We start from the raw sequence: 21,413 nt of genomic DNA, 5'->3' as shown, positions 1-21,413 counted from the left end.
TTTGCCTTCAAGCCCTCCGCACATTCCCTCACGAGCATGCACTGCCTGTCAGCTATACACTTCCGCCACTACGGCGTGTTTGGGACTTTCACCCTTAAGTTCGGAGCGCTGCCAAGCGCACAAAAGAGAGACTACCAAATCATGGTAGTCTCCTATTTAAATAGCTTACAGAGCTTCTTTTATCAATCGCTTATAGTAGACAACGGAAAGAATGCCAAAGATGGAGTAAAGTAATGTATAAAGCACCATTACGATAATCATGGGAATCCACATTTCCGTACCAAACCAGAACCAGCCTGATTTCACTGCAAAGTAGCTATGGCTTAGTCCCACTAGTAGCGGTATACCAAAATTAAACAGTTGCTTTATCTTAATCCCATTTAGCAAATCTGTTTTGGTAAAGCCTAATTTTCTTAGAATCGTATAGGTTGACTTTTCTTGTTCGCCCTCATCCATTTGTTTGAAATAAAGGATACAGCCAGAAGTAATTAAAAAGGTTAACCCTAGAAAAGCAACCACAAACATAATTAATCCCAAATTCTGCTTCTGATTATTAAAGGTCTCTAATAGTGACTCATGACCTGCCCACTCACCAACAGAAGACTGAAAGATTTCATTCGCCTTTACAATATCGCTCTTATTATCAATATCAATACCTATGGAAACGGTAAATTCTGGCACTATCTCAGGATCAATATCGTCACTTAATTGTTGAAAGACTTTATCATCCACAACCGTAATAGGAAATCCTCCATCTCCAACGCGTGTTGGGATAACATATTTATCCTTCATCACCTTGTTTAAATTCAAATCATACGAAGCTGTTTTTCCAGAAACCGTCATATTACCAGTATCAAAGGACATAAATGTTTCGATAGCTGAATGAATCCCAATAAGTGCTGCTTCACTCTCCTTTACATCTAAACCTTCTACATCATGATCTGATACAATAATAACTGGTATTTGACCATCATCGCCCATTGTATTCATTTCTGCTAAATTCGTATCGACAACATTGCTTAAATCTGCATTAGCAGCTACCATCTTAATGGTTGTTTGATGATAATCAATCTGACTTTCCTCTAATAAAGTGGTAAATTCCTCTGCATGCTCCTCATTTGGAACCGAGAAGTCATACACAACCGTTTCTTTCGCTGTTTTTTCTGCCGAATAATAGGATATATACGATAAAGATAGTAACCCAATAGCGAGTGCTGATACTGTCGTTATGACGGTTAATAACAACGAATTCGACTTCATGCGAAACATGATAGAAGATAACGATAGAACCTTGTTGACTGATAGGTAGCCATTCTCCTTCTTCCGAATAAGATTAAATAGAAAGCGAACAGACCCCTTATAAAAGAAATAAGTTCCGATAATAACCGACCCAAGAATAACTAACATAACGATAAACATCTGATTTATCATGGTAAATTGCCCATCGAATAACTTTGTTGATAAATAATATCCTACTATTATCAACGAAAGCCCAAATATTCCTACTAAAATTTCCCAAAAAGATACTTTATGCTTTTTCTCTTCAGATGTTGATGTCGTATGGAATAACGATAAAATCCGTTGCCGTTTAATATACCAACCGTTAAAAATCATCATAACGATATAAATTGCGGCAAATACAATCAAGGTTTGCGTCAGGGCTTCCGTTGAGAATTGAAGCTGTGCTACTTCATCAACACCGATTGTTTTGAGTAGAATCATCATAATCAGTTTAGAAGAAGAAAAGCCAAGAAATATTCCTAGAGCTAGCGAACCAAAGTACAAGGCGAAACTTTCTAATCCGACAATCCAAAAAACATTTCGCTTTGTTATCCCCACTAATTGGAATAAGCCAATTTCTTTTCCTCTTCGCTTAATAAATAGATTATTAGCGTATACGAGAAAGACGGTAACAATAACAATTAATAGTACAGAGGCAGTCTTTATTGCTGCTTCTCCTTTAATAGATCCCTCAGCCGCATCCATTGCTGGGTCAAATTGAAGGGTAACAAAAGCAAAATATAACGATACACTAAACACAAGTGCAAATACATATAAATAATAGTTTTTCATGTTCTTTAGTAAATTACGAAAGATGAGAGATTTAAAGCTCATGCTGTACCCCACCTAACACACCTTGTGTCTTAATAATATCTTGAAAGAAATCCTGCCTACTTTCTTCCCCACGACTTAATTTTGTGAACACTTGACCATCCTTTATAAAAATGACACGACTACAGTAGCTAGCTGCTAAGGGATCATGGGTAACCATCACAATGGTAGCCTCTAGCTTCGCATTTAAATCACTTAATTTATTCAATAAATCTGATGCCGATTTTGAATCGAGTGCCCCGGTCGGTTCATCTGCGAAAATGATACTAGGCTGATGAACAAAGGCACGAGCTGCTGAAGTTCTCTGCTTCTGACCACCAGAAATTTGGTTTGGATATTTATCCTTCATATCATATATACCTAATTCCTTTGTGACCCGTTCAAACATTTGCTGTGCTTCCTTTTTCGGAATCTTATTAACGGTTAATGGTAACATAATATTTTCTTTAACCGTTAACGTATCTAATAAATGATAATCTTGAAAGACAAAGCCTAGATGACGTTTTCGAAATTCTGCTAGTGCCTTATCCTTCATTCGCGTAAATTCCTTGCCCTCTACACGAATCGACCCTTGTGTGACACGGTCAATAGATGAAAGAACATTTAGTAGGGTCGTTTTACCAGAACCGGAAGGCCCCATAATACCGACAAATTCCCCCTTCTCCACATCCAAATCAATTCCTTTCAATACCTCTTGTCGATTCCATTTATTCCCGTATGTTTTTACTATATTTTTCGCTTCTAAAATACTCATCCATATCAATCCTTTCTTTATAGGATTATCATAATAAAAAATTCTAGTATATTCCTTCGAATCATCTAACAAAATAGCAAAGCATGTGACATTGTTGTCACATGCTTGTTATTTTAATAAAATCATTCTTTCTTGGAAAGGTTAATTGAAACAATGTTCCTTGCCCATATTCGGATTGTACATGAATATGTATCTTAAGGGGCATCGCTACTTTTTTTGTTAAGTATAGGCCCATTCCAGTTGCATTCTGGTCTTTATGGTCACGTGTAGAGGTAAAGCCTTTTTCGAATATACGAGGAATATCTCTAGCTTCAATTCCACGACCTTCGTCTTGGATTTCTACTACTGTCCTTCCATGTTGTTCATAGCTACGTACCATAATATCCGAATTCTCACTATACTTTACTGCATTGGTTAAAATCTGACGTAATATAAAAGGAAGCCACTTGGCATCGGATAATACTTCTGTGACCTCTAATTCTACTTCAAAGCCAACGCCTTTTTGAAAACACCACGATTTTAATGATTGGATTTCTTGAATGACTAATTTCTCTAAATCTAATTGCTCTATATAAAGATCGTTCTCCATGGATGCGATACGACGTTTGTGCAGTTGCTGATCCAATAATAGATGAATTCGAAGCCATTCATACATCAACTGCTCCCTTAAGGCCCTATCTTCCATTCTTTCTATCATTAATTTCATCGTTGTTAAGGGGGTTTTTACTTCATGAATCCAAGTTAGTAATTCATCCTTTTCCTGTTCAACATCTATAGTTAGCTGGTTCAAATCCTGCTTGGTGGTGTCTATCTGCTGTTTGATAGCTTTTTCTACAATCTGTTCAAAGGGCGTATTTCCTTCCCCTATCAATTCAATATCAACATTAGGATTCCATTCATTCAGCCGTTTGTAAAATAATACTTCCCTGCCATATTGCATGACCAGAAACAATAGAAAGAGAACAAAGGATAAAAAGACAATATATAGAATAGAACTAACATGAATAGATGTGTCCACATAAGCAATGACAAGGAACAATCCTTGTAACAAACAAAAGAATAGTATCCAACTTCTTCTCTCAAGTAAGTATTTTTTAATCATCCATTTCGTTCCTATCTTTAGCCATATATCCTTGCCCAACCTTTGTTTCTATATATTGTCCCATCTCTATTTCTTCTAATCTCTTCCGTAACCGATTAACATTTACTGTTAACGTATTATCACTTACAAATCGTTCATCATCCCACAGTTGCCTTATCAGTTCATCCCTACTCACAATTTGATTCCTATTCTCCAGCAATATTTTTAAAATATATATCTCATTTTTCGTTAGTTCAACCTCACCATGGTTATTCTGGATGGTGCCCTTTATGTAATCCACTGTTGCACTGTTCCATACTTTTAGTTGGGTCTGTTGCTCCATGCTATAATTGTATACTCGTCTTAATACTGCCTGGATTTTTGCAATTAATACATCAAAGTGAAACGGCTTTTGTACAAAGTCATCCGCTCCCAGCTGCATGGACATAATCATATCGGTGGGGTGATCTCGAGATGACAGAAAAATAATAGGGACCTTCGAGTGAGAACGAATCATTCGGCACCAATGGAACCCATCAAACTTTGGTAATTGAATATCAATAATGACTAAATCAGGCTTTATCTCGCTGTAATCACGCATGATATCATTAAAATCCTGGATACCATATACATCATAGGACCACTGTACTAGACGTTCTTTGATTTCTTTAAACAATGTAACATCATCTTCAATTAGTAAGATTTTAAACAACATGACCACCATTTCTACGTATTTATTACCGTTATTTTATATCAAAACGAAATACTGTGCTATTAATAGCATTGATTTCCAGTTGATATGTAATGAACATAAGAAATACTTTCACCAAATAGAAAAAACTCAACGTATAGAAACTTCCTACAGTTGAGTTTTTACCTTCATATCCTTCAAAACCAAAAGGAAAGGGAAGCTCTCCTATGGTCTACTTGTACTCATTTTTCTTCAAATTTGCATTCATCGATTTTTCAACTTTTTTAAAATACAGGTAGTATCCAGTCCAATTCAACGTATAAATACCTATGAATATGAAAGAGGTCAATAGAATTGGAAATAAACGTAACGGAACCCAGCCAGCAGACAACGCAATGATTAAATAAACAATAATCGAAACCGAAAAATGTACGATGGTTTGTATTAACATGCTCCAACCATTGTCACTGAATATCAGGGAGGACAATCCGAAATAGATTCCAAGCACGAATGTACAGAGCATATAGAGCCATATTTGCGATACGGAGGTATTAGTATCTGTAAAATGAACAATGGTTATGGCAATAAACGTAATAATACCACCAAAGGCGATTCCATAAATACTCCTCCTAATCCCTTCCATTATCATCCGATTTCCCTCCCATATTTAATCTATTCTTGATTGGTAGTACATACTTTCTCGTAATATACTCCTTATTTCCGGATTCAAAATACACACAGAGATTCCCATTAAAGGATAATTCAAACCGCTCAATTTGATTTAAGTTGCCAATAACGGATTTAGAAAAACGCATAAAGTTATAGGAAGCTAAATTCTCTTCTATTTCATAAAGCTTCATCCTAATTTCAACATGCTTCTTTCCAAGACAAGCAAAAACCTTTCTTTTTTCAGCATATACAAAATCAATTGCTTTTGGATCTAGTAAAACGGTTTGGTCCGCTTCTATCCCAAACAATCGCCTACCATTTTTCCCCTTTATGAGAGCTACAATTTCCTCCAACTCCTCCGACCATTCATTTGTCTGTATCGTGATGGACGGTTCGCTATGCTTATCATCAATATCAATGTTGACCTTCAACCTTAACATCCCCCTGTATGGATTACCCCTTTGCCCGTTTTAATACTATCGGGAAACATAAAATCGCTATAACAAATCCAACTATCCCAACTCCAACTAAGATTAATGATGCCTGAATAAATTCCCCTATTTGCAGTGTACCAGTCATTGCATCCTGAAATGCTTGATGAGCCCAATATTGTGGTAAGAAACGACTTAGTATTTGTAAGAAGTCTGGCATCATATCCACCGGAACCCACAATCCTCCAAGTAATGCTCCACCTAAAGCGATAACCTGTGTCAAGGCAATCCCCATATTATTTGTCTTTACCACTACAGCAAGTAAAAGTCCTAGTCCTGTCACCATGAAGGTTAAAGCAATAGCCAATATGCTTAATTGTACTGGTTGCTCTAGTGGGACATCATATACTAATTTTCCGAACAATAGTAAGATTGCTATCTGTATACTCACAATATACATGTATGGTATCCATTTGCCTAGTAAATACAAGTATGGTGATAGTGGTGTACTCGAAATCCTTGCTATCATTCCCATATTTCGATCTTTGATAAATGATTCCGTCATGGAAATCATAATAAAGAATACAAACATCACGGTATATCCCGGAACAATAGAAATAATCACTTGCTTACTTTCCACTTCTTCTGTTCCCGAAGTAAATACCGAAATAAATAGTACAGTAAATACGATTGGCAATATTAGCGCCCAGAATAATAGACCCCGATCCTGAAGATTTTTCTTCATTTCCAACTTTACAACAGCATTCATATCCTTATCCCCTTTCCTATTAATCTCTTAACTTAGAGCCTGTTAAGGAGAAAAATACATCCTCCAACCGTGGCTTAACTAATTCCAAACGTTCTAGCTCCGTTTTGTTCTCTTTTATAAAAGCTAAGACCTTCTCCATGACAAGTATAGGATTATCCGAACTGACTAAGTATCCGTCCTCCTTGCTTTGTACGGAACCATATTTACTAATATCCTCAGGCAAACAATTATTCCCTTTTACATATACAGAAGGGGTTACATGCTTTTTTAATATCGTATCAATGTGATCATTTTCCACTATACGCCCATGATCCATGAATCCTGCTACCTCACATAGGTGCTCGATTTCTTCCATATAGTGGCTAGCATAAATGATCGTACTACCAGCCTTCTTCATCCGTTCTATCATTTGAAAAATATATCTACGCGATTGAGGGTCAACACCTACTGTTGGCTCATCCATAATAATTAAATTGGGATTATGCATGATTCCACAGCCAATATTTAGACGACGTTTCATCCCTCCAGAGAAAGACTGCACCTTATCCTTCCCTCGCTCTTTTAGTCCAATCTCCGTTAAAACTTCATTTGTACGATTTTTTAACGTTTTACCTTTTAAACCATAGAGCTCTCCAAAGAAATATAAATTATCTCGAGCGGATAATGTCTCTTCAAGAGCAATATCTTGTGGCACATACCCTACACGAATCTTTTCATTCGTAAATTGAACCGTTCCTTTATAATCTTGAATAACGGAAGCAATAATTTTCATTAATGTGGATTTCCCAGCTCCGTTTGGCCCGACTAACCCGTAGCAAATTCCTTTAGGGATATCTAAGGTAACATTTGATAATGCCGTTTTCTTCCCATAATACTTCTCTACTTTGTTCACCATTAACAATGTAAACACCTTCCTTTCCTTCTTTGATTCATTATGGCAAACCATTAGTTTGAAAAGAATATTATTGGAACAACATGTAGATTTTGGTGATTGACATTGGTGAAAAATAAGCATAAAAAACTCACAGCCTAGTTAATTTAACAGCGCCGTGAGTTCTCATTACCATGCTATTGATTTAATTCTTGACCTTTTTATCCCTTTAAACTGGAATTCGCCTGCCTATACTCTGCCTTCTAGTTATCTAATAAATCTTGATATAACGCCGTAACATCCTCTGTTAAAATACCTTCATGATAAAAATGATTCACATAGACTTCGATCATCATTTCGTTTTCATCTGTTACCTTCACTTTAGCTAACACATGATTGATTACGTCTTGTAATGCTTCTGAATTCGCATACATCGTATTCCAGGCTTGTACTTGCCGTTCTAGATCGCTGCCCAATGCAGCTGCTTCTATTTCATCAAATGGCAATGGTTCTTCATAACGATGCAAAATTTCTTCATCGTTATCGGTATAAATATACCCTTTCATCGCTTCGTTATCATAGGTATACTGCTTCCCGCCAACCGTTACCACTACCTGTTCTTTCTCTATTTCTACCGTCCCACCCTCTATCGCCATTCCTTCAGATAGAGAGGTAATGCTACATTCTATATGAGGTGTGATGAACCAATACGAATGGTCTTGATCCAGCATAGCAATATATTCTAATAGCGTAATCTCTTCTAGCTGTTCTTCTTCACGCAAGTGTCTATATTCCTTTGGACGATAATAGTATTCCGCTTCCATATTCTCCATCGTAATTGTCCATTCTGCTTGTGGGGAATCAAATAATGCACGGAATGCAAACCCTTCACCTCTCTTCTGAAGCTCATAATAAATTAGCCATTGCTCCACCTGGATAGATGTGTCAGACACTTCCCTTTTAACTCCTTCAAATATCAGATGAATCAATGATTTCGTCGAAAAACCACCATCTGTATTCAAATAAAGATGAATTGTTTCACCTTCTCGTACTATTCGTTCGATTGCCGTATCATGCAGACTTTCTTCTAGAACCGACTGGACAGAATTAGAGAGACATGTAATAGCCTGCTCGGTATTCTCAGAAGCGGCATCTAATATATCCTCAAATTCCTTATCCGCTTCTTGCATCCATTGTACATAATCCATTCTTACCGCTTTCGGCAATGTTGGTTGGTTTAAGCTTCCATCTAAGACATACGGAATAAAACGACTAGGAAGAATATCCAGCAATTCTTCCTTTACTTCTTCCAACTCCTCTCTTAAACTAGCAGCGAGATCCTCCCCTTCCTCTTTCGCCTCACGTATGACTGTCTCCCACTCCTCATCCGATTCATGAATAGGAAGCAAATTACACTTTTCAAACCTTTCCCTTGCCTCTTTTGTTACATTCCACATTCGATTTCCCCCTGTTGATGTTATCTTTTACTAAACTATACCTTTTAGACCAGACTAAGTACAAGTGTGTTACCGAGCTAGTTACTTAAAAAGAAAAGTCAGCTCTCGGTATTCACCAAGAAACTGACTTTAGCATCCTGTCAGGACGAGCAACTGGTCTCATTATCCCAGCTACTTTGATTTTTGATACATTTTACTAATTTGTTTAAACGGAAAATAATTTAATACATCGAACTTACCTTTGTTTTGTTTAGAGTCCTTTACATGTTCGAAGTTACGTGCACGTTCACATAACTCCAATTGACTATTAATTTCTGCTTCATCTTCACGCCGTGCGACATAATGATATTTCCCAGTATAATCCTGTTCTCTTGCTTTTACATTATCTGCTAACATGAGATACATCCAATCTAAAACCCGTTGTTTTAAATGCTTCTTTAAAATAGGGAATAATATCTCAATTCGTTTTTCCATATTTCGCGTCATCATATCTGCTGAGGATGAATAGACCTTCTGTTCCCCATTATGGTGAAAATAATAAATTCGGGTATGTTCCAAAAATGGACCAACAATACTACGAACTTTTATATTTTCACTTACATTGGCAATTCCAGGACGGAGACAACAAATCCCTCTTACAATTAAATCTACCTTCACCCCAGCATTGGATGCTTCATATAATTTTCTATTTAAATTTTTATCCGATAAGGAATTCATCTTTGCCATAATATGCCCATTACCAAATTGCTTATGATAGGCAATCTCTTCATCAATTAATTGAACAAATTTCTTTCGAATATCATATGGTGACATAACTAAATGATGGTAATCAGGCTTGTCCATATATCCGCTTAAGTAATTAAAAAAGTTGGTAGCATCAATACCAATTTCCTCATTTGCCGTAAGAAGTCCAAGATCGGTATACGTTCTTGCTGTTGCATCGTTATAGTTCCCTGTTCCAAGATGAACAAATCGTTCTATTTGATTTTTCTTGCGACGAACAATTAATGTAATCTTACTATGCGTCTTTAGATGGGTTATCCCATAGATCACGTGACAACCGGCCTTTTCTAATTCTTTTGCCCATTGCACATTATTCTTTTCATCAAATCTAGCCTTTAATTCTACTAAAACCGTAACCTGCTTACCATTCTCCGCAGCCCGTTCTAAGCTTTTAATGATTGGAGAATTTCCACTAACACGGTACAGTGTCTGCTTAATCGCTAATACATCTGGGTCGTCCGCTGCTTGCGAAACAAAATCTACAACCGGCTCAAAAGACTCATATGGATGATGCAGTAAAAGGTCCTCTTCTAAAATAGCCTCGAACAATTCCTTATCCCCGCGTAAATCTTGGGGAGGCTGCGGAATATAAGATGGATCTGTTAAATGCTCATGAGTCGATTTAATCGTCTTATAGAATGGAAAAAGAAATGTTAAATCGAGTGGTGCCTTGACGAAATAGACATCTTTTTTATTAATCTCCAATTCTTCTATAAGATAATCAATAACTTGTTGGTCATAAACATGATCCTGAACCTCTAGCCGGACTGCTGCTCCACGTTTCCGTTTCTTTAACTCTTCTTCTATTTCCTGTAATAAATCCTCAGCACCATCTTCATGTATAGTCAAATCTGCATTTCTTGTGATTCGAAATGCTGTAACCGACATTACCTGATACCCAACAAATAATTTATGTATAAAATGCGAAATTACTTGTTCCAATAGGACAAAAGATCTTACGCCATTTTGATTGGGCAGTTCAATGTAACGGTCGATGACAGAAGGTACTTGTACAATCGCTAAGCGTTCCGTTTCCATCTTATCCTTCTGCTTATCTACAATGGTGATAGCTAGGTTAAGAGACTTATTTAACAGCATCGGAAATGGTCGATAGGCATCAACCGCCATTGGTGTTAGCACAGGAAAAATATGCTCATTAAACTGTTGTTCTAAAAATTCTAATTCCATTTTCGACAATTCTTCAATAGAAACAAAAGAGATCTGTTCTTTAGCCAATAATGGTGTTAATAACGTTAAATAGGTCTCATCCTGCTCAGAAATTAATCCATGACAAACCTTAGAAATTGCTTCTAGCTGTTCCATAGGAGTTAATCCCGCTTTATTTTCTGGACGATTATAACCAGCCTTTACTTGGTCTAGAAGTCCTGCTACACGAACCATAAAGAACTCGTCCAAGTTAGAACTAAAAATAGCCATAAATTTAAGTCTTTCGAGAAGTGCATTCTGGTCATCTAACGCTTCTTCTAATACTCGATAATTAAAATTCAACCAACTCAACTCTCGATTATTATAATAGGAAGGATTATCTAGGTTGATCGTCTTTTCTGCAACTTCCATTTCGCACATCTCCTTTTATGACACATATATCTAAATTATATCAATTTACTGACTCTCCTTTATAAACAAATTGTAAATTTTTTGTTAATTATTAGTCAATAAGAAGTTACTTTACTAAAGTAGAAAATTTGTAGTAATCGAGAGCTTTAATAGCTTTTCTAAATGCTTCTTCTGTTTTTCCACATGATATTCTTCCGGTCGATAATATCCGTTACAACTGATCTGCAACAGCCATGTACCAGATTGTTCCTGGATGATATCTACATCCTCTACCGTATTGTTATTGGATATATTTAAACATTGCGCTACTTTCAATATAGCACCGAGAATACTTAGCTTTGTTTGTTCCTCCTTAGTGAACCAAGCTTTAAAAGGTTGGATATACTTTTGAAAAGTACCTTTGCTTTTAAAGGATGCTACTAATGCTAGTTTAATTCGGTCCCGATGAGACAGTCCAAGTAGCGTCCGATTCGCTAATAAGTTAAACGTATTACTACTCGTTTCCAATGTTGTTCGATTTCCTAGGTTATAGATACGTCCACCTAGTATAAGTAAATGATAATCCTCTTCTGAGAAATGCAGGTCCAATCCTTCTAATTTCTTTACTGCTTCATAAAAACGGGTAGCTAACGTAATTAGTTGTCGTTCATCCTGTGACCCGATATAAAAATGTTTACGAAACTTCTCTATACTGGCATCTAACAATGGCAAGTTATGATGGTCATGGTCAAGCCACCCCTCATACAATATTCCATCTCGAAGTCCACGACGGCTTACGATAAATTTCGTAGAATTAGAAAGATGACAAATCGTATCAAACACTTCAAAGGCTGGTAAAATGGTGTCTGCCCTGTCCTTGGATAATCCATCGGTCTTTTGCAACTCCATATAGGTCAATGGTAGTAATCTTTCTTTCGTCGTTATCAAGTCTTCTATTTCCATCTCATATTGATGCATTTCTTCTAACGGATAATCTGTAAACCGTTGATGAATCTGGCCCGCATTTCTAGCACTTCCTCCTATCGCGATGACTGGAACATTTTTATTCTTAATCCAAGAGAATGTTTGAAATTGTTCCTTAACATATTGTCTTATTGCCTCTATTTCCTGTTCTGTCGGAATATCATCCTGAACAAATTGTAGTTTTAAGGATAATGCTCCAAAAGGAAAACTATGGAAATGGATCATCTTCTGATTTTCAAAATAAGTCACCTCGGTACTACCACCGCCAATATCAATGGTAATTCCATTCTGAATTGGGATAGAATGAATTACCGCTTTATATCCGTAAAAGGCTTCTTCATATTCACTTAATAGCTTGATAGCTATTTGTGTCTTCTTCTCTACAATAGCTAGTATTTCATTCTTATTTACCGCTTGCCTAATCGATGCCGTTGCTACACAAGTAAACTCGTTCACCTCATAATGTACTAATAGCTGATTAAAATCCTCTAACGTAGCGATCAATAGGGCAATTCCATCTCTATTTAAGGAATGATTCTCATCAAAGTAAGAACGAAGACGAGCTGTAACCTTTATATTTTCTATCTCATCAAAATACTGCCATGAATTTAGTCGTTCATAAATGACCAGTCTAATCGTATTTGACCCTATATCTATAATCCCAACACGTTCTGCCAATTTAATTGCTCCCTTCTGTCTGTGGGATAGTTCATCACACACACTATATTACCACTTTGTTTTATCATTAGTATAATTTTGAAGATTCACCATCCATTCTTACGTAAAAAAGGACCTATCATATCACTTAGATACAACAAGTCCAAAGTAACTTCTAAATCTCAATTAGAATGGGAACAATCATTGGCTCCTTCTTCGTCCGTTCTTTAATATATTGTGAGATGAGGCGCTTAATCTGCTTCTTTTTCACATTCCAAGAGTATCGATCTGCTGCATGTAATTCATCTACTGTCTCTTGAATGATACGGATCATTCGTTTTCTTAGTTCAGAGAAATTATTATCGACAAAGCCTCGCGAGATAATTTCAGGATCGGCAAGCATTTTAGCATTCTCCTTACTCATCGGAAGAATAATCATCAGCATCCCGTCCTCTGCTATTTGCTTCCGATCACGTAGGACAAACTCCATATTCCCTACATCAATTCCATCTACATACGTGCTACCAGCTGGAATGGTTCGTGTACTGCGAGCTTCCGAATTTTGGATATCCACAACATCTCCATTTTTTAGAATGAAGGTATTTCCCGGCTCAACTCCGACTGACTCGGCTAGAAGCTGGTGGTGATAGAGCATCCGGTACTCCCCGTGAATCGGGACAAAATACTTCGGCTTCATTAGTGTAATCATGAGCTTAAGATCCTCCTGATACCCATGACCAGACACATGCATGCCAGAACTACTTCCAGACCCGTAAATGACATGTGCCCCTAGCTTATATAGGTTATCCACAATCGTAGTGACATTCTTTTCATTACCAGGGATAGGTCCCGCTGCCAGAATAACCGTATCCTCCGGGTAAATATCGACACCACGAAAGTTCCCTGTAGATAGCCGGCTAAGGGCCGCCATTGCTTCCCCCTGGCTTCCGGTACATAGAATGGTCAGCATCTCTGGTGGTAAATCATGAATATCACGAGCATCGATTAGCATACCTTTTGGCACATCTAAATAACCTCGCTCCATTGCTACACCGACAACATTAACCATAGACCTACCGAGAAGCGCAAGTTTACGCCTTGTTTTCTTTGAAGCATGGATAACCTGTTGAATTCTACTAACATTCGACGCAAAAGTAGATACAATCACCTTTTGCTTACATTTCATAAAAATACTTTCTAAATTATCTCCAACCATTTGCTCAGAAGGGGTAAACCCTTTGCGCTCTGCATTGGTGCTTTCCGATAATAGTAATAACACCCCTTTGTTGCCAATTTCAGCCATTCGGTGAAGATCTGAGCGCTCATTATTGGCAGGAGTCAAATCAAACTTAAAGTCACCAGTATGTACAATATTTCCTTCTGGTGTACTAAATACAATACCAAGGCAATCTGGGATACTATGATTCACCTTAAAAAAGCTAATACGCATGTCGCCAATTTGTATTTCGGATTCAGAATGGATCTCATGTAATTCACTCTCACGAAGAAAGCGATGTTCTTTTAATTTAATCTCAATAAGACCAAGGGTAAAGCGCGTTGCATATACAGGAACATTTATTTTCTTCAAAAAGTAAGGAATACCACCAATATGATCTTCATGCCCGTGTGTAACAATTAATGCACGTACTCTATCTTTGTTTTCTATAAGATAGGAAATATCTGGGATAATTAAATCGATACCGAGTAGGCTTTCATCTGGAAATTTATTTCCGCAATCGATAACAACAATATCCTCGCCACATTCTATCGCGTACATATTTTTACCCACTTCATGTAAGCCGCCGAGGGCAAAGACCGATACGATACCATTTCTATTCATTTATTACCCTCCCGCTATTCAATATGATTTAGTATGCCCGGATGACTGTTTTTTATAGAAAAGCTGCAATCCTTTTATTTTCTCTCTCTTTCTAGTGTGCTATAATAGTTACCCTAGATAACTGTTATCCATGATAACTATTTTTTTTAAGAGGAGGGGTTACGATTAAAACTTCACAAAAATTCTTTCACCAGCTCATTATGTTATACCGACCGTTTGAAAATCGATTAAATACAGAGCTTAATAAACACCAGCTTCACCGAGCACAGTGGACGATTTTATACTATTTATTTCATCATGGCTCTGCAACGAATGTCGAGATTTCCCACTATCAAGGTGTGGAAAAGCCAACAGTAACTAGGACGATGGCAAGCCTAGAAAATTTGGGGTATGTTGAGCAACAGCCAAGCAAAGATAAGCGAGAAAAGCGCATGCAGCTTACTAATCTGGGCCAAAAGGTATATCAGGAAGTCCGTGTTACGATCGATCAATATGAAGAGGAAGTTCTCAGTGGTATATCAGAAGAGGAACAACTGGAAACCATTCGTATTTTACAAGAAATACGTCAAAACATCATGAAGTAAGGGGATTTATTTTGAATCAAATAAAAGCAAAATTATGGACCAAAGATTTTATCATTATTTCATTAGCAAACTTTTTTCTGTACTTAGTATTTTATTTATTATTAGTAACGATGGCTGTGTATGTAGTTGAACAGTTCCATGCTTCGGAAAGTCAGGCTGGACTTGCTACAGGTATTTTTATCATTGGAACCTTAATAGGAAGACTATTTATCGGTCGCTTAATTACGACCATTGGGAATAAGCGGATGCTATTTATCGGCTTGCTAGCGTTCATCCTAACTTCCTGTCTATATTTCATCCATTTCGGGATTACTTTTTTAATGATTACGCGCTTATTACATGGAATTGCCCTCGGAATGGCAAGTACTGCTACAGGTACTATTGTAGCTGAAATTATACCGAAAGAACGAAAAGGGGAAGGAATTGGTTACTATAGCTTAAGTATTACACTAGCTACAGCTATCGGCCCTTTCATCGGCATATTTATGAGTCAACATGTTAGCTTTGAACTTATATTTAGCTTTTGTTTCGTATTAGGTATCATTAGTATGGCCATTGCTTTCTTTATTCATATACCAGAAGTAAAAGCTTCTCCAACTAAATCCAATTCTAATGGATTAAAGCTTTCTAGCTTTATAGAACCAAAGGCAATTCCTATCGCGCTTGTTATACTTGTCACTTCGTTCTGTTATGCAAGTGTGCTGTCATTCATTAATTTTTACGCAATTGAAATTGATTTAGTGGAAGTCGCTAGTATTTTCTTTGTCGTATACGGAGCTAGTATATTGGCATCACGTCCTTTCACAGGACGACTAATGGATACAAAAGGGGCAAATGCGGTAATGTATCCTGCATTCCTTCTTTTTGGCGGCGGATTACTACTTTTAAGTGTAACGAATGGAAGTGTAACCTTATTACTTGCGAGTATTCTGATGGGGTTAGGATTTGGGAATATGCAATCCATCACCCAGGCCATTGCTGTAAAAGTCGTTCCATCTAATCGGGTAGCACTAGCAACGTCAACCTACTACATCTTTCTCGATGCTGGTCTTGGGTTTGGACCATATATCATCGGATTTATCATTCCACTAACAGGATACCGGCATCTCTATGTCATAATGGGAGTAATTGTTTTAATCACCACGATTCTCTATTATTTCATGCATGGAAAAAAAGAACGCATCAACCGGGAAGTAGCTTCTATAACGAAGGAACAACTGTCCCAGTAAGAACATAATCAAGGAGCTCGTACACAGTAAAAGCTCCTTGATTTTTTTAATATAACAATATTCTACATAGATGCTATCTCTTTACCTAATTAACAAGCTATTTCGCATTCTTATCTGGTTGATGAATTCCGAATGTGTTTCCCTCTGTATCTACATAATAACCTTGCCAAGCCATTCCAGGTAGGGCATGCTTTGGCAATGCTACTATTCCTCCATGCTGCACTATTTTCTCTTCTGTCTGATCGTAATCCTCTACCCCTATCGTACAAGCATAGCCATTCATTGCTTGACCAGGTTCTGGAGATGGACCATTGCGTTTAATTAAGGCACCATTAATCCCCAGCTCGTTATCATCACCCGTAACAGTCCCGAAATAAGGCATGCCAGCATAATCCGACCAATCCTCAAACTTCCAGCCGAACACCTCACCATAAAAACGCTTAGCACGCTCCATTTCATCGACATGAATTTCAAAATGAATTAATCTTCCCATCTTATCCCTCCTGTTTTTTTTGAAAATTATTTCTACTTCTAACTATTCTTCTTCCCTACCTCTTTCTCCTCCAAAAACGGAATAAAAGTAATGTAAAATAAAAAAGATACCAGCTTCCTCAGGCTAGTATCTTTAAAAACGTATATTCATCATTCTGGTAACATCACTTTACTAAATTCCTCAATAAATCTATCATAATGCAAATGGATCGCAATTCTAGTCTTTCCTGTTTGACTTGTTGGACGAATATCAATATAGGACATCCCTTTTGCTTCCACGTCTTCTATAACTTTCGCATCATAGTATATATAGTCCACTATATCTGGGGTCTTAATGAGCATGACCGTTAATAGATCATGTATTGGCGCACCTGGGATACCAGGATATTGTTCTTTATAAAATTCATAATAATATTCAAAAACTGGTGTTAGCATGAACGCATAGATATTCTTCTTGTTATGCGAAATAGCATCCACTAAATCAGGAGTAAGAATGGCATATTGCGTGACATTTAATGGTGTAATGGTTAGATTGGGGCGTATTTCAGAATAAAATTAGATGAGGTCGGGTCACCAAAAAAGTTTGCCTCCGCTAGCGCAGTTACATTTCCTGGAAAAAAGAATGCTCCACCCATTATGTAATAAGCGTTAACCATTCTCATATGGTCAGGATACAAAATAAACGCAGTCGCTAGTGTTGTGGAACGACCCGTATCGACTATAATGAGTTCATTTCCATATTGTTCAATAATTAATCGGATAGTATCAAATGGGTAAATCTGATACTGCATATTCGTTGGAGGACGGATTGGGCCAATTCCTTCTCCGTGGATTTCAGGGTAAAACATCACCTCATCCTGCTGAACGGGTTGGGCAGCACCAGGAATTACAGGCACATTGGTTTTTCCAGCCAATTGTAGCAGATAAGCAGCGTTCGCAGTTGCTTGATCTTTCGTCACATTCCCATAGCTTGTTACTACCCCTACAATTTCATAGGTAGGATCAATAAGGCTATACATCAATGCTAATGAATCATCAATACCAGGATCTCCAAAGAATAAAATTTTTTTAGCGATAACAATCCCCTCCTTAACACGATATATATTCCATCATCCTAATTATCATGTCTGGAGGGGCTAAGTTCATTTCTCCAATTCATTACTTTCTCGTTTGCATTTCTTTTAATTGTTGAAATAGCTTCTCCACCGTACCAACACCTACACGGTCATATTTTGCCAATATCAGCAATTCCATTGGTAACTGGCCGACCTTCTCTATCTGGTCCTCGTGCATTTGTCTTAATAGATTCGGTATACTGGTGAAATATTCATCTGTTAAAGGGATAGCCGATAGCTCTTCTGTGACAACAATGTAATCTGTTTTGAAAAAGAAGAATAACTCTCCAGGTCTATCTAAGACTATCCTTCTCCGTATCCTTTCTTCCTCAATAAACCGCTTTAACTCCTCGAAAAATTGTTCCTCATTTTTTTCAGAAAATCGCTTCACATGTCTTGCAAGCCCTTCTATATTATTAGGTAATTCACTCATGATTCTTCCATGCTGCTCAGCACCTAACCTAATTAAAAAGGTCTCTGACTTTGGAAAACGCTGAGGAAGGAGAAATGCATCACGAAGAAAATACGGTATATCTAGATATTGCCCTTTATAAGATATCGTACGAATGGTAGTATCTCCTGGTAATTCTTCCGTCATTTCTTTTTCCAACGTAGCAACAACCTCTACTTCTTCTTGTGGGTTTGTAATCGCTGCTGCCAGTTTCTCCTCTAATGCATCAAGCTTAAACACCAATTCTTGTATATCGAAGCTTTGCTGCTTTCGTGGAGATGGATCATGATACTCTGGAACTTCGATATCATGAGAACCATACACTTCAACAAACCACTTCACTATTGTATAAATAGCCTCCCAACATAGAAGTGCCTCCGAAAAACGGAACTTCCTCGGATCATGTGCAGCCTGATTCCCCTGCATTCTCACATAATGAAGTGCATCACGGATTTCATCTGTAAGATAGCCATGCTCATCCAATAGATTAACTTGCTCCATAAGCATTCCCTTGCGAATTTGGGAAAGGTTCTCGATTTCGATTACCTTTTGTAGGATATGTTCAATAAATATTCTAGAGTGGGTCAAAACCACCCGTGGACTAGTAAAGATACTATTTTCTAATTGTTTAGCAATATGTGCTAAGTCCTTCGAAACTGGTTCTAAAAATCGATAGAAGTATACTTCCTGTTGCATTTGTGTTTCCTCCAAAACTAAAAAAAATCTATCTTTCTATCCTACCATTTTTAGTCGCATTAGCGTACTAATCTTGAACTAGAAAAATATTACTAGTATAGATACTTTTTAATAAAAATAGATTAGAAAAATCAGAATCCTATGCTAGAATATAATCAGAATATCTAGGATAGTCTATACATTAATATAGGTAGACATTAGTAGGAGGGATTATATTGTCAGGTGGAAAGATATTAAAGATATGCGAAAAAAGGTCATCAGTATTATAAGAGTAGTGACTGCCGAAGCTGCCCTACTTGTAATAAAGAAAATAAACCTAAAAGTGGCTTCCTCTCCAAACTCAGTTCACCTGCAAGAAACGCGTTAATTCATGAAGGCATTCAGACTTTGGAGGAACTATCCAGCTACACGGAAAAAGAAATACTAAAATTACACGGAATCGGTCCAGCATCCATACCTGTATTGAGGGCTTCCTTGGAAGAAGAAGGGTTATCATTTAAAGATTAAGTACATCTGCAACTCCTAGTTAAAGGAGATAATATAGTGGAATATGTAATTAGGAAAATAAATAATCTACTTACTATAGAGTGTAAGGATTTATGGCTACAGAGTAGAAATGAGGGCTTCCACTTTATCCAGCGATTAATACATGAGTATAAAAGTGGAACAAATACATTTCATAAACGAGGCGAGGCTTTATATGGTGTTTTCGATCAAGATAATACACTTCTTGCTATTGGTGGCGTGAATATCGATCCTTTCTCTTCTACACCTACTATCGGTAGATTAAGAAGGTTTTACGTCAAGAAGACACATAGAAGATTAGGTCTAGGCAGTCTTTTAGTGAAAAGAATAATACTCGAGGCTACAAACCATTTTAATGTATTGGTACTATATACCGACACCGAGCAAGCAGATAGCTTTTATACAAGTCTTGGATTTTTAAAAAGTAATCGCTATCCGCATTCCACACATTATATGGATTTGTAATTTCTCTTGTTTAAAAAACATATGGGTTTTATCGTTTGCTATCTTCACTTTGTCTATAAATTAAGCACGAACAATCCCATCAAGTACAGGCGATGTTGCTTATGATTTATCATCAGGACGACTAGGGGATTATATATTTTTTTACCTCAAAAAAGGAAGGTGTAAAAATTGAAGAAAAAGAAGAAGTGGCCTGCCATTTCCGTGATTACTCTGTTAGGAGCTGGACTGGTATTCTATTTACTTACATTTTTACTTTATGAGCCATCAGAGGATTTTTATGAATTTCCTGTTCCCAAAACTGCAACTCTCCTTCATAAAGATGAACTAACTGAACGATATGAGTGGGGTCATGCATCTGAAGAAAATGGCATACCTTCTATATATAAATGGGTTCTATCAAAAAATGGCTGGAAAGAAGAAATCAGTGAAGGAGCCTCTACTTTGTATACTAACGGTTCACATACCATTGATTTAATCTCAACTACGAATATGTTAGAGGTTATTAAAGTGGAATAATAAAAACTATATCTAGTGGAGATGACAAGACTCTCCCGTAATTAAGATTTTAAGAAGGTGTACTTATCCTACATTCTAATAGATTAGCTCCAGAGAAAGTTGCGAAGAATGTTATCCATAATCACTTTCCTCATTGTGATGGTGCACTACTAGCAGGGAGTGTTGTTCGCGGTGAAGCAACAGAAACTTCTGATCTGGATATTGTTATATTCGATAATGCAACACGCTCCTCTTACAGGGAATCACGAATTGTAAGTGAGTGGCCGATAGAGCTATTCGTACATAATCTCCATTCCTATCACGATTATTTTGAGAGTGATTTCAAACGTGCTAGACCTTCCTTACCTCGAATGGTGTCAGAGGGAATAATTCTGAAGGATACAGGCGTAATAAATGCAATTAATAGTGAAGCAAAGGAATTATTGGCTAAAGGTCCTGAAGTATGGTCAACTGAAACGAGAACTACGAAACGATATTTTATCTAAAAAAGGCGAGAATCCCCTCATCTTCAAGGAATGAGAAGGGTAAAGCCCCATGAGTAAGTGGGGGATGAATCGTCTTCGGACAAGGGATGGCTTACTTGCCATCTCGTTTGTCCGACTGTTCGAGTGCGTGTTGATGAGATAAATAATAGCTTAGGTACGAGTGGTAAAACCTTTTTTCTATAAAGTAATCCATTCGTTT

General features: G+C 37.2%; 19 protein-coding genes and 2 pseudogenes. 6 read left to right on the top strand and 15 right to left on the bottom strand.

The window, feature by feature from the left end; translation table 11 throughout:
• Positions 1–165: 165 nt before the first annotated feature.
• The 12 genes from AAIB49_RS16790 to AAIB49_RS16735 all read right to left on the bottom strand — a co-directional run bounded on the left by AAIB49_RS16790 (position 166) and on the right by AAIB49_RS16735 (position 14,656).
• Complete coding sequence (locus AAIB49_RS16790; RefSeq protein ID WP_343458675.1) at positions 166–2,115, bottom strand: ABC transporter permease; 1,950 nt, start codon at positions 2,113–2,115, stop codon at positions 166–168.
• Positions 2,105–2,866, bottom strand: a complete 762-nt coding sequence (locus AAIB49_RS16785) for an ABC transporter ATP-binding protein (protein ID WP_186870789.1) — start codon at positions 2,864–2,866, stop codon at positions 2,105–2,107. Before AAIB49_RS16785 ends, AAIB49_RS16790 begins: the two co-directional genes overlap by 11 nt.
• 97 nt (positions 2,867–2,963) lie before the next feature.
• Entirely contained in the window at positions 2,964–3,968 is a 1,005-nt protein-coding gene (locus AAIB49_RS16780) for a sensor histidine kinase (RefSeq protein WP_339217820.1), read from the bottom strand.
• Positions 3,961–4,659 (bottom strand): response regulator transcription factor, encoded by a 699-nt coding sequence (locus AAIB49_RS16775; protein ID WP_343458678.1) that lies wholly within the window; start codon positions 4,657–4,659, stop codon positions 3,961–3,963. Before AAIB49_RS16775 ends, AAIB49_RS16780 begins: the two co-directional genes overlap by 8 nt.
• Positions 4,660–4,870: 211 nt before the next feature.
• Positions 4,871–5,287, bottom strand: a complete 417-nt coding sequence (locus AAIB49_RS16770) for a DUF3021 domain-containing protein (protein ID WP_343458674.1) — start codon at positions 5,285–5,287, stop codon at positions 4,871–4,873.
• Positions 5,268–5,738, bottom strand: coding sequence for a LytTR family DNA-binding domain-containing protein (locus AAIB49_RS16765; RefSeq protein ID WP_339216506.1), 471 nt, complete (start codon positions 5,736–5,738; stop codon positions 5,268–5,270). The genes AAIB49_RS16770 and AAIB49_RS16765 overlap by 20 nt, the downstream gene beginning before the upstream one ends.
• 22 nt (positions 5,739–5,760) lie before the next feature.
• Positions 5,761–6,507, bottom strand: a complete 747-nt coding sequence (locus tag AAIB49_RS16760) for an ABC transporter permease (protein ID WP_339216508.1) — start codon at positions 6,505–6,507, stop codon at positions 5,761–5,763.
• Between the two features lie 19 nt (positions 6,508–6,526).
• On the bottom strand, positions 6,527–7,408 hold the full coding sequence (locus tag AAIB49_RS16755) for an ABC transporter ATP-binding protein (protein ID WP_481857878.1): 882 nt from the start codon (positions 7,406–7,408) through the stop codon (positions 6,527–6,529).
• A 233-nt stretch (positions 7,409–7,641) separates the two neighbouring features.
• Positions 7,642–8,835 carry a DUF4085 family protein gene (locus AAIB49_RS16750; RefSeq protein ID WP_343458673.1) on the bottom strand — a complete coding sequence of 398 codons (1,194 nt, stop codon included), beginning with the start codon at positions 8,833–8,835 and terminating at the stop codon, positions 7,642–7,644.
• A 171-nt stretch (positions 8,836–9,006) separates the two neighbouring features.
• On the bottom strand, positions 9,007–11,205 hold the full coding sequence (locus AAIB49_RS16745) for an RNA degradosome polyphosphate kinase (protein ID WP_481857877.1): 2,199 nt from the start codon (positions 11,203–11,205) through the stop codon (positions 9,007–9,009).
• A gap of 105 nt (positions 11,206–11,310) precedes the next feature.
• Positions 11,311–12,837, bottom strand: coding sequence for a Ppx/GppA phosphatase family protein (locus AAIB49_RS16740; protein WP_343458671.1), 1,527 nt, complete (start codon positions 12,835–12,837; stop codon positions 11,311–11,313).
• 154 nt (positions 12,838–12,991) lie between these two features.
• Positions 12,992–14,656: a ribonuclease J gene (locus AAIB49_RS16735; protein ID WP_343458670.1), complete on the bottom strand. Its 1,665-nt coding sequence runs from the start codon at positions 14,654–14,656 to the stop codon at positions 12,992–12,994.
• Between the two features lie 200 nt (positions 14,657–14,856).
• Here AAIB49_RS16735 and AAIB49_RS16730 point away from each other — a divergent pair, with 200 nt between their 5' ends.
• Positions 14,857–15,240, top strand: coding sequence for a MarR family winged helix-turn-helix transcriptional regulator (locus AAIB49_RS16730; RefSeq protein WP_339216518.1), 384 nt, complete (start codon positions 14,857–14,859; stop codon positions 15,238–15,240).
• A gap of 11 nt (positions 15,241–15,251) precedes the next feature.
• Positions 15,252–16,469 carry an MFS transporter gene (locus AAIB49_RS16725; RefSeq protein WP_343458669.1) on the top strand — a complete coding sequence of 406 codons (1,218 nt, stop codon included), beginning with the start codon at positions 15,252–15,254 and terminating at the stop codon, positions 16,467–16,469.
• A 97-nt stretch (positions 16,470–16,566) separates the two neighbouring features.
• On the opposite strand, the gene AAIB49_RS16720 is transcribed toward AAIB49_RS16725, so the two are convergent.
• From AAIB49_RS16720 to AAIB49_RS16710, 3 genes and pseudogenes are all read right to left on the bottom strand, one after another.
• Positions 16,567–16,962, bottom strand: a complete 396-nt coding sequence (locus AAIB49_RS16720) for a VOC family protein (protein ID WP_343458668.1) — start codon at positions 16,960–16,962, stop codon at positions 16,567–16,569.
• A 149-nt stretch (positions 16,963–17,111) separates the two neighbouring features.
• A pseudogene (locus AAIB49_RS16715) lies at positions 17,112–17,980 on the bottom strand (nucleoside hydrolase).
• 139 nt (positions 17,981–18,119) lie between these two features.
• Positions 18,120–19,223, bottom strand: coding sequence for a DUF4145 domain-containing protein (locus tag AAIB49_RS16710; RefSeq protein ID WP_343458667.1), 1,104 nt, complete (start codon positions 19,221–19,223; stop codon positions 18,120–18,122).
• A gap of 237 nt (positions 19,224–19,460) precedes the next feature.
• On the opposite strand from AAIB49_RS16710, the pseudogene AAIB49_RS16705 reads away from it, so the two are divergent.
• The 4 genes and pseudogenes from AAIB49_RS16705 to AAIB49_RS16690 all read left to right on the top strand — a co-directional run.
• Positions 19,461–19,730: pseudogene (locus AAIB49_RS16705) on the top strand (RNA polymerase alpha subunit C-terminal domain-containing protein); the annotation flags it as partial.
• A 36-nt stretch (positions 19,731–19,766) separates the two neighbouring features.
• Positions 19,767–20,213, top strand: a complete 447-nt coding sequence (locus AAIB49_RS16700) for a GNAT family N-acetyltransferase (RefSeq protein ID WP_343458665.1) — start codon at positions 19,767–19,769, stop codon at positions 20,211–20,213.
• Between the two features lie 168 nt (positions 20,214–20,381).
• The gene (locus tag AAIB49_RS16695; RefSeq protein WP_343458664.1) at positions 20,382–20,729 is read left to right on the top strand and encodes a hypothetical protein; all 348 of its coding nucleotides are present in this window, start codon (positions 20,382–20,384) and stop codon (positions 20,727–20,729) included.
• 65 nt (positions 20,730–20,794) lie between these two features.
• The gene (locus AAIB49_RS16690; RefSeq protein ID WP_343458676.1) at positions 20,795–21,214 is read left to right on the top strand and encodes a nucleotidyltransferase domain-containing protein; all 420 of its coding nucleotides are present in this window, start codon (positions 20,795–20,797) and stop codon (positions 21,212–21,214) included.
• The last annotated feature ends 199 nt before the right edge of the window (positions 21,215–21,413 follow it).

This window comes from Ornithinibacillus proteolyticus, assembly GCF_039581225.1.
Taxonomy (GTDB): domain Bacteria; phylum Bacillota; class Bacilli; order Bacillales; family Amphibacillaceae; genus Ornithinibacillus; species Ornithinibacillus massiliensis.
Note: the sequence above shows the minus strand (reverse complement) of the source record. Positions and strands in the feature narration are given on the sequence as shown.